We start from the raw sequence: 8,826 nt of genomic DNA, 5'->3' as shown, positions 1-8,826 counted from the left end.
GGACGCCGTCTTCGCCGAGCGGCCCCGGGCGCATCAGGGCGCCCCGGGTGCCAAGGCGGCCCTGGTATTCGTCCATCTTCAGGAGCACGGCGGCGGCGCCCTGGCCGGAGAGCGTCCACCGATGGGTGCCGTCGGTCCACGCGATGTCGCGGGTGCCGCGCAGGGCGGCGAGCAGGGCCGCGACCTGTTGCGCCGACACGGCGGCGAGCCGCGCATCCTTGGGGAAACGGGTCGGGCCGTGCGTCTGGCGGCCGATCTGCAGCGTCAGGCGCAGGGCGCCGGGCGTGGCGTCGAGCACCGGGTTGTCGCCGTATTGGCCGAGCATGACTTCGCCCGTCACCGGCTGGTTGGCGCCGGCCTTGCGGGTGAGCAGCAGCGAGATCGGCAGCTCCGCGCCATCGACGCTGTAGCCCGCGGCGCGGCAGGTGCCGGTGTTGTCGCAGGCGAGTTCCCAGTCGTGGTGCGTGAAGCTTGTGCCGGGAAACGTCGCCGCCGTGGCCGGGGCCGAGGAAAGCAGCACGGCCGCGCAGGGGCCGAGCAGGATTGAAACGCCGCGCATCGAGGCTCCTGGGCGGTTGGGGTGGAGGGGATCGGCGCGCGGGCTGGGCGCGCGCCGGACGATTCTATGACAGGGCAAGGCCGCCCGCCTTTACGGCGTCGCCGGGCGGCCCTGGAACACCTTCCGGTCCGTCACCGTCACCCGGCTGGCGAGCCAGGCGCAGACGGCGGCCTGGGCGGGCTCGCGGCAGGCCCGGCCGATGGCGTGCTCGGTCTCGGTGCCGACCTGCCGGTCGGTGATGCGCGGCAGGATCGTCTCGAGGATCGCCTGCTGGGCGTCCTGCCCCTGGCGCCCGCCGTCGAGCAGCTTGCGGACGCGGTAGTCGAGCAGGCGCGGCGCCTTCCAGTCGGGCTCGGTGCGGGCGTTGATGAGCGCGTCGGCGCCCGGAGCCTGCCGCACGAGCAGGTCGATCACGAACGGGTCGTCGCACAGGTGCAGGGCGCTGAGGCCCCGGGTGGTCCGCTGCGCCACCGAGCCGCCGCTGGCGAGGAGCAGGGTGTACAGGGCGGCGGTCGTCTCCTGGCTGTCGCGGTCGCGCGCGGGGGCGGCGGCGTACACGGCGATCGGCGCGCCGCCGGGGTTCAGGTGGGCGCAGCGCATCAGCGGCGTGCTGCCCTCGTAGCCCGGGCTGGGGGTGTTGGGGTGGCTGCCGAGGGCCAGCAGATGACGCACCGTCGGCAGGTTCTGGCCGGCGATGGCGGCGTCGAGCAGGGTGATGCCCTGGCAGCCGCGCCACCAGCCGACGAAGGTCTGGCGCTGGGCGGCGGGCGGGCTGCGCCGCACGTCCCGGTTCAGCCAGACGGCGCTGGTGTCCGGGTAGAGCCGGGCGACGCCACTGCTCCAGCCGTCCACCCTCTGCCGGACCGCGGCCACGCGGGCGTCGATGGCCGCGTCGAGCTGGGCGGGCGTGCCGCGCAGGGCGGCGCTTTCGAGAGCGCCGTCGGCGCATTCGCCGCCGGCGCCGCTGTAGGCGTGGGCGATGGGCGGGAGCAGGCAGAGGACGGCGCTCAGGAGGCGGAGGGCTGGGTTTCGCGGGGGCATGGCGGCGGGTTTGGTGAGGGGCCGGGCGCGCATCGGCTCATGGGTCGGATGGCGGTCGGCCGCTGAGCAGCTGGATTTCCGCCAGGCCGTATATGAAGGGGAAGGGCAGGCCGAGCAGCATGTAGCCGATGCAGGTGTCGCCGCTGCAGCGCTTCAGCAGTTCGACATGGACGACGCCCCACAGCAGCGCCAGCCAGAACGGAAAGGCGCAGCAGAACAGCCAGCGGGCGCGGCGGCGGGCCTTGGGGGTGATCGGATGGCGGGTCCGGAAGCGCCCGGTGAGCGCCTGATAGAGGCGGAAGGGTTCGGCCAGCGTGCCGACGAGGAGCAGCACGCCGACGAGCAGGCTGAACTTCAGCGGCACGTGTCGAAACCTCTCGGCGAAGGCGCGGCGGCGGCGGGGTTGGGCATCGGTGGGGTCCGGTCTGGGGCGCCCGGCGCGCGGGCGCGGCGCGGCGCGGGATCAGCGCGGTCAACGACCGCGCCGGAGGCGACTTGAGCGGAATGGGGCGCGGCGTGCCGGGGGCTCCGGGCGGGCTCAGCGGCGCGGCAGCACCTTGTCCACCACCGCCAGCAGGGCGGCGGGCTTGAAGGGCTTGAGGAGGTAGCCGTTCACGCCGAGGTCGCGCATTTCCACGATCCGCTTGGGATCGTTCTCGGCGGTGATCATGACGATCGGCAGGCGGGCGTGGAGGGCGCGGATCTGGCCGACCAGCGTGGCGCCGTTCATGCCGGGCATGTTCCAGTCGCTCAGCACCAGGTCGAAGCGGCCCTTGGCGAGCAGGTCGAGGGCGAGCTGGCCGCTGGCGGCGGCGAGCGCTTCGTAGCCTTCGTTCTTGAGCAGGGCGCATATCACCGAGCGTACGGCGTTCATGTCGTCCACCACGAGGACGCGTCTTGCAGAGGAGGACATCGGGTTCTTTCCTTGTGGCCTGGGGCCCGGGCCAAGGCGGCGGGGCTGTTTCGACCGGTGCCGGTGCGCAAGGTTTCATGGCGAATGCAAATGCCGTCGCGGGTGGCCCACGGTGGGTGCGGTCAGCCGCCGGCGTCCTGGAAGAAGCGCCAGATCACCCCGTTGGCGTCGAGCGCCTGGGACGGCGCCGCCTGGCCGGGGCGGCTGGCGTCGGCGCCCGGCCAGCTGTGGCCGCCGCGCTCGGTGACGCACAGTTGCACGCTGGCGCCGCCGCGGCAGCCGGTGTAGCGCTCGCAGTAGGCGCCGGGGTGCTCGAGGACGCGCCGGGGCGGGGTGGCGCATTGGTCGCGGCGCACCCAGCGGGCGATGGTCTCGGGCACCGAGGTGAAGTCGGTGACCTTGCCGGGGTCGCGGAAGGCGCCCGGGCCGGCGCCGCCGTCGAACAGCACGTGGTCGTCGTCGCGGGCGTGGATGTGGAGGATCGAGACGGCCCGCGCCGGGGCGCAGTCGAGGGTCACGTCGGGGCCGGCCACCGAGGCGATGGCGCGGAACAGGTGCGGGGCCTCGCAGGCGAGACGGTGGCTCAGCATGCCGCCGTTGGACATGCCGGCGGCGAAGACGCGGTCGGGGTCGATGCGCAGCTGGGTCTTGACGGTGGCGACCAGGGCGCGGATGAAGCCGACGTCGTCCACGCCCTGGTCGCGGGCGTCGCCGCAGCAGGCGCCGGCGTTCCAGGTGGCGAAGCGCCCGCCCGGCAGGCGGCTGTAGCCGTTGGGAAACACCACCGCGAAGCCCTCCCGGTCGGCGCTGCTGCCGAGCCCGTAGCGGCTGTCGTCGGCCATCGCCTCGGCATGGCCGCCGCCGCCGTGCAGGGCCACCACCAGCGGCAGCGGGCGGCTGCCGTCGTAGCCGGCCGGTACGTGCAGGATGTACTTGCGCGTCAGCCCGCCGTGTTCGAGGTGGAAGGTGTGGTCGCCGGGTGTCAGGCGCGCGCCGGGGTCGGCTCCGGCCCGGCGGGCGGCGAGGCGTTCGCGCAGCAGGTCGCGCAGCGGATGGGCGCCGTCGTCGGCGTGGGCGGCGGGGAGGGCGAGGCAGACGCAGGCGAGGAGCGCGAGGGCGGAGGGGCGGCGACGCATGGCGGGTCCGGTGAGGGGGGGATGACGCCGAGTGTAGCTGCGCCGCGCCGGCCCGGGCGTGAATCTGCCCCGGCGCCGGCTTCAATTTTTCGGGGGGTGGCCGTTAAACCCGTATCGGTGAAAGGGAGGTCCGGTGAGCTTGCGCTATTCCCACGAAGAACTGTTCCGCAGCCTGCGGGCGCTGGAAGAGGCGACGTTTCCGAAGACCTGCCGCATGTGCGGGTTGAGCTTCGAGGACGCGGCGTCCTTCCTGCGCGCGACCCAGCAGGTGCGGGCCGACCACAGCGGGCTGAAGGCGAGCGTCGATGACGACGGCGCGGCGATCGTCGAGGTGTTCCGCAACTGCGTCTGTGGCTCGACGCTGCTGGAAACCTTCTACGACCGCCGCGACCCGTCGCCGGCCGGCGTCAAGCGGCGCCTGCGCTTTGGCGAGCTGCTCGACAAGCTGGTGGTCGACGGGGTCGATCCGGTGCGGGCGCGCGAGGCGCTGCTCAAGCTGATGCGCGGTCAGGCCCACGACCTGATCGGCCTGATCCGCTCCACCCGCGACGGGCCGGCCGGCTAGGTTCCGCGGCCAGCATGGCGGCGGCCGGCCGTTCGTGGGAGCATCTGCCCTCGTTCGTCCTGCCCGCGAGCCGCCCCATGTACATCCCCGCCTCGTTCCGCGAAAGCGATCCCGCCGCGCTGCACGCGCTGATGCGCGCCCATCCGCTGGCGCTCCTCGTCACCCACGGCCCGGCCGGGCTGATGGCCTCGCCGGTGCCCTTCCTGGTCTATCCCGACGAGGGCGCTCACGGCGTGCTGCGCGCCCACGTGGCGCGGGCCAATCCCCACTGGCGCGAACTCGCCGGCGTGGCCGAATGCCTGGTGGTGTTCCAGGGCGAGGCGGGCTACGTGAGCCCGTCGTGGTACCCCACCAAGGCCGAGACCGGCCGCGTCGTGCCCACCTGGAACTACGCTGCGGTGCACGCCTGGGGCCGGCCCCAGGCGGTGGAGGATGCCGTCTGGCTGCGCCGCCAGCTCGCCGACCTGACCCACGCCCAGGAGGGCCGCCGTCCGTTGCCGTGGGCGGTGGACGACGCGCCGGCGGACTTCATCGATGCCCAGCTCAAGGCCATCGTCGGCATCGAGATTCCCATCGCGCGGATCGAGGGCAAGTGGAAGATGAGCCAGAACCGCAGCCCGGCCGACCGCGCCGGGGTGGTGCGCGGCCTGCGCGACGCGGCCGACCCGCACCACGACGGCCCGCTGGCCGACGCGGTGGACGCCCGCCGGGTCTAGCCGGCGGGGGGCGCGCCGAAGCCCGGCATGGCCTGCGCGGCGGGGCTGCGGGCGAGCGCGGTGGCGCGCGTCACGGCGGTCTCGAAGTCGGCCGCCACGTCCTCGATGGCCAGCGCGCGGCGGAAGAAGTCCGCCCACACGAACTCGGCGAAGGCGGTCGGCGTCTTGGCGTAGCCGCCGGCGTCGCGCACGTAGCCGGCCAGGCTGCGGTAGATGTCGTCCACCAGCTTGTCCAGGTGGCGGGGGATCGCCCCGTAGCGGTGGCGCACGCCGTTCTGGTCGAGGGGATGCACCCACAGGCGGCGGTCCATCTCCAGCCAGAAGGCGTCGCCGGCGAGCGACGAGAGGTCGGCCTCGACATCCACGAAGCCATGCCCGACGCCGGCCTCCAGCGCCGCGCGGCCCAGGTGGTGGTGGTCGGTGATGAACAGGTGCCCGTCCGGCCCGCGCACCGCCGGGATCGGGTGGGCGCGCATGAAGTCGCGGCGCGCGTCGTGCGCCAGCGCGGCGAGGTGTTTCTTCTTCTTGCGCACTTCGATGAAGCCGATGGTGAGCTGGGTCGGGCGTAGCTGGTCGATGCTCACTTCCTCGATGGGGGGCATGGGGGACTCCGTTGCGGTGGGTTCAGGCGATGCGCCGGTTCGCCGCGGTGGCCTGCACCGCGTCGTCGACGCTCCAGTAGGCGGGAATCGCGTCGTCAGCGCCGTTCACCAGCCCGGCGCGGACCAGCGCGTCGCGGATGCGGTCCTTCACCCGCGCCAGCACCAGCCCGATGCCGTCCTGGCGCAGGCCGGCGGCCAGTTCCGCCAGTGCCTCGCTGGCGGTGGCGTCCAGGTCGTCGCACACCTCCAGGCTCAGCACCACGGTGTCGGGGCGGCTGCCGGCGGCCCAGTTGCGGATCAGCTGGAAGACCTGCTCGGCGTTGGCGAAGAACAGCGGCTCCTCGACCCGCACGATCAGGATGCCCGGATGGCGGATCGCCTCGGCGTGACGCGTCGCGTCCTGGTAGTCGCGGGTGCCGGGCAGCTGCCCCAGCTCGGTGACCAGCGGCTGCGCGAAGCGGTGGATCGCCAGCAGCAGCGACGAGCCGACCGCCAGCAACATTCCGAACAGCACCCCGAAGAGCAGCACCGCCAGCGCCGCCATGACCGCCAGCCAGGCGTCGCCGCCCAGGCGCAGGCCGCTGATGACCGCCTTCGGCCACAGGTTGTGGGACAGGATGCCGACCATCACCGCCGCCAGCACCGGCAGCGGCAGCAGGGCCAGCGCGTCGCGGGCCTGCCACAGCAGCACCGCCAGGGCGAGCGCCGCGGCGATACTCGCCCATTTGCTGTCGGCGCCCGCCGCCGCGTTGGCGGAGGCCGCCGAGAAGCCCGCGCCCACCGGCAGCCCCTGCAGCAGCGCGGAGGCCAGGTTGCAGGCGCCGAAGGCGGCCAGCTCGCGGTTGGCGTCCACCGGGTCGCCCCGCTGCAGGGCCAGCGAGCGCACCGAGCCCCAGGATTCGGCGAACAGGATCAGCAGCAGCGCCGGGGCGATCTCGGCCATGCGCAGCCAGTGCTCGGTGCTCATCGTCGGCAGCGCTACCGCCAGGTGTTGCCATTCGATCTGCCCCACCAGGACGATGCCGTGCCGCCCCAGGTCGAGCCAGTCCGACGCCGCGATGCCCAGCGCCAGCACCACCAGCGACTGGGGCACGAAGAGCACCCGGCGCAGCCCGTGGTGCACCGCCAGCCACAGCAACAGGGCGGCCAGCCCGAGCTGCAGGCTGGGCAGGTGAAACGCGTCCACCTGCGCCGCCAGCCCGGCCAGCACCTGCACGGCGCGGTTGCCCGCCACGTGCACGCCGGCGATGTGCGGCAGCTGCTTGAGCACGATGGTGACCGCCAGCCCCCAGGCGAAGCCGCGCAGCACCGGGCGCGAGATGAAGGCGCCGAGGAAGCCCGCCCGCAGCAGCCCGGCGGCGAGGAACAGGGCGCCGGTGATCAGTACCAGGCCGAAGCCCATCGACGGCCCGCCGACGGCCACCGCGCTGGCGAAGATCGCCGCCGCCGACGAGGTGGGGGCGACGATGGCGAAGCGGCTGGTGCCCACCAGCGGATAGACGCACAGCCCGACCAGCGCGGCGAGCAGCGCGTGCATCGGCGGCACGCCGGCGATGGCGGCGTAGGCGACCGCCTCGGGCAGCAGCACGCCGGCCACCGACAGGCCGGCGAGCAGGTCGCCCCAGGGCAGCGCGGGACGGGACGGGGAGGGGGCAGCGGTCATGGCGGTGGGGCAATGCGTAATACTGCCGCATTATCCCCAAAACCCGGCCGCCGATTATTACAGCGCGCGCCGCGCCGCACGCTCAGGGGGCCAGGCGGGTCTTGCGCCAGCCGCCGTCGGCCGCCCGGTAGGCGATGCGGTCGTGCAGGCGCGAGGCGCGGCCCTGCCAGAACTCCCAGTAGTCGGGCACCAGCCGGTAGCCGCCCCAGTGGGGCGGGCGCGGCGGGTTGAGGCCGAACTTGAGCCCGTACTCGGCGGCCCGCGCGACGATGGTGGCGCGGCCGGGGATCTCCTCGCTCTGGGGCGAGGCCCAGGCGCCGATGCGGTGGGTGAGCGGCCGGCTGGCGAAGTAGGCGTCGGATTCCTCGGCCGATACCTGCTCGACGCGGCCTTCGATGCGTACCACCCGTTCCAGCTCGACCCAGTGGAACTGCAGCGCCGCGAAGGGATGCCCGGCGAGCTCGCGGCCCTTGCGGCTGGCGTAGTTGGAATACCAGACGATGCCGCGCGCGTCGCAGCCCTTGATGAGCACCACGCGGGTGGACGGGCGGCCGTCGGGGCCGACGGTGGCGACGGTCATCGCGTTGGGTTCGGGCAGGCCGGCGGCGAGGGCTTCGCCGAGCCAGGCGGTGAACTGGGCGACCGGGTCGGCGGCGGCGTCGGCTTCGTCGAGGCTGCCGTGCTCGTAGGATTTGCGCAGGTCGGCGAGGGACGGTTTGTCGGTCATCGGGAAACTCCGTTCGCGGGTGCGGGTTGGACGCCCGCTCAGGGGCGCAGGTTCGCCAGCGGGCGTGGGGCCACGCCCACGTCGCGCCAGTGCTCGGGATGGCAGCTGAAGAGCAGGATCTGGTGGCGGGTGGCGGCGTCGAAGAGGATGCGCTTCATCTGGGCGAGGCGCTCGGCGTCGCTGTGCACCAGGGCGTCGTCGAGGATGACGAGGGTCGGCCGGCCGGCTTCCTTGAGCAGGTCGGCGTAGGCCAGCCGGCTGATGACGCCCATCTGTTCGCGGGCGCCGAAGCTGAAGGCGTCGAAGCTGCCCTGCTCGGGCGCGGCGCCGCCGCCCGCCGCCGGCCGGACGAGGCTGGCCGGGCGCAGCTGGTCGTCGAGCTCGAGGCTGGCATGGGGGAACAGCAGGTGCAGGTAGTGGCTCAGATGGCGTTGCAGGGGCGCCTGCAGGCGCCGGGTAAGGGCCTGACGGCGGCCGTGCAGCAGGCCCAGCAGGTAGTCCAGCGCGGTGGCGCGGCGGTGCAGTTCGGCCTGGCGGCGACGGGCCTGGGCGAGATCGCGGGCGACTTCGGCGCGTTGCTCGTCGAGGCCCTGGGCGCCGGCGGCCTGCAGCTCCACGTCGAGGCGCAGCAGGGTGTCGCGGCGTTCGGCGTGCTCGGCTTCGAGGCGTTCGGCGCTGCGGGTGAAGCGCAGCACGTCCTGGCGCAGCACGTCGGGGCGGGCGTCGTCGATCTGGCGGGCGAGGGCGTCGATGCGCTCGCCGAGGGTGGCGCGGGCGGCGCCGGTGTCGGTGAGCTCGGCCTGGGCCCGGGCGAGGTTGGCGGCGCGTCCGGGGGCCTCCACCACGGCGCGGGCGGCGGCGGCCTCGCGGCAGGCGGCGGCGTGGGCGGCGTCGAGCTTGGCGG

Annotated in this window: 11 protein-coding genes; 2 read left to right on the top strand and 9 right to left on the bottom strand. The window is 73.8% G+C overall.

What is annotated here, in order from left to right; translation table 11 throughout:
• The 5 genes from ACE3P2_RS13585 to ACE3P2_RS13565 form a co-directional block, all read right to left on the bottom strand.
• On the bottom strand, positions 1–559 hold a 559-nt coding region (locus ACE3P2_RS13585; RefSeq protein ID WP_374265328.1), incomplete at its 3' end, for a DUF1176 domain-containing protein.
• A 90-nt stretch (positions 560–649) separates the two neighbouring features.
• Positions 650–1,600 (bottom strand): hypothetical protein, encoded by a 951-nt coding sequence (locus ACE3P2_RS13580; protein WP_374265326.1) that lies wholly within the window; start codon positions 1,598–1,600, stop codon positions 650–652.
• Between the two features lie 37 nt (positions 1,601–1,637).
• The gene (locus tag ACE3P2_RS13575) at positions 1,638–1,964 is read right to left on the bottom strand and encodes a hypothetical protein (RefSeq protein ID WP_374265324.1); all 327 of its coding nucleotides are present in this window, start codon (positions 1,962–1,964) and stop codon (positions 1,638–1,640) included.
• Between the two features lie 174 nt (positions 1,965–2,138).
• Complete coding sequence (locus tag ACE3P2_RS13570) at positions 2,139–2,513, bottom strand: response regulator (RefSeq protein WP_374265322.1); 375 nt, start codon at positions 2,511–2,513, stop codon at positions 2,139–2,141.
• Positions 2,514–2,635: 122 nt separating this feature from the next.
• Complete coding sequence (locus ACE3P2_RS13565) at positions 2,636–3,649, bottom strand: PHB depolymerase family esterase (RefSeq protein WP_374265320.1); 1,014 nt, start codon at positions 3,647–3,649, stop codon at positions 2,636–2,638.
• A gap of 133 nt (positions 3,650–3,782) precedes the next feature.
• Between ACE3P2_RS13565 and ACE3P2_RS13560 the strand changes: the two genes are divergently transcribed.
• The gene (locus ACE3P2_RS13560) at positions 3,783–4,214 is read left to right on the top strand and encodes an oxidoreductase (RefSeq protein ID WP_374265318.1); all 432 of its coding nucleotides are present in this window, start codon (positions 3,783–3,785) and stop codon (positions 4,212–4,214) included.
• Positions 4,215–4,291: 77 nt separating this feature from the next.
• Positions 4,292–4,930, top strand: a complete 639-nt coding sequence (locus ACE3P2_RS13555; protein ID WP_374265316.1) for an FMN-binding negative transcriptional regulator — start codon at positions 4,292–4,294, stop codon at positions 4,928–4,930.
• Here ACE3P2_RS13555 and ACE3P2_RS13550 read toward each other — a convergent pair.
• From ACE3P2_RS13550 to ACE3P2_RS13535, 4 genes are all read right to left on the bottom strand, one after another.
• A complete protein-coding gene (locus ACE3P2_RS13550) occupies positions 4,927–5,532 on the bottom strand; it encodes a ParB-like protein (RefSeq protein WP_374265314.1) in 606 nt (201 codons plus the stop codon). The genes ACE3P2_RS13555 and ACE3P2_RS13550 overlap by 4 nt on opposite strands.
• Positions 5,533–5,554: 22 nt before the next feature.
• Complete coding sequence (locus tag ACE3P2_RS13545; protein WP_374265312.1) at positions 5,555–7,195, bottom strand: SulP family inorganic anion transporter; 1,641 nt, start codon at positions 7,193–7,195, stop codon at positions 5,555–5,557.
• An 82-nt stretch (positions 7,196–7,277) separates the two neighbouring features.
• A complete protein-coding gene (gene pdxH / locus ACE3P2_RS13540) occupies positions 7,278–7,922 on the bottom strand; it encodes a pyridoxamine 5'-phosphate oxidase (RefSeq protein ID WP_374265310.1) in 645 nt (214 codons plus the stop codon).
• Between the two features lie 38 nt (positions 7,923–7,960).
• Positions 7,961–8,826, bottom strand: an 866-nt coding sequence (locus ACE3P2_RS13535; RefSeq protein WP_374265308.1) for an ATP-binding protein, incomplete at its 5' end; no start/stop codon positions are given.

The sequence above is a fragment of the Zoogloea sp. genome (assembly GCF_041911615.1).
Lineage (GTDB): Bacteria > Pseudomonadota > Gammaproteobacteria > Burkholderiales > Rhodocyclaceae > Zoogloea.
The sequence above is the reverse complement of the archived record's forward strand: the minus strand, read 5'-3'. Positions and strand labels throughout refer to the sequence as shown.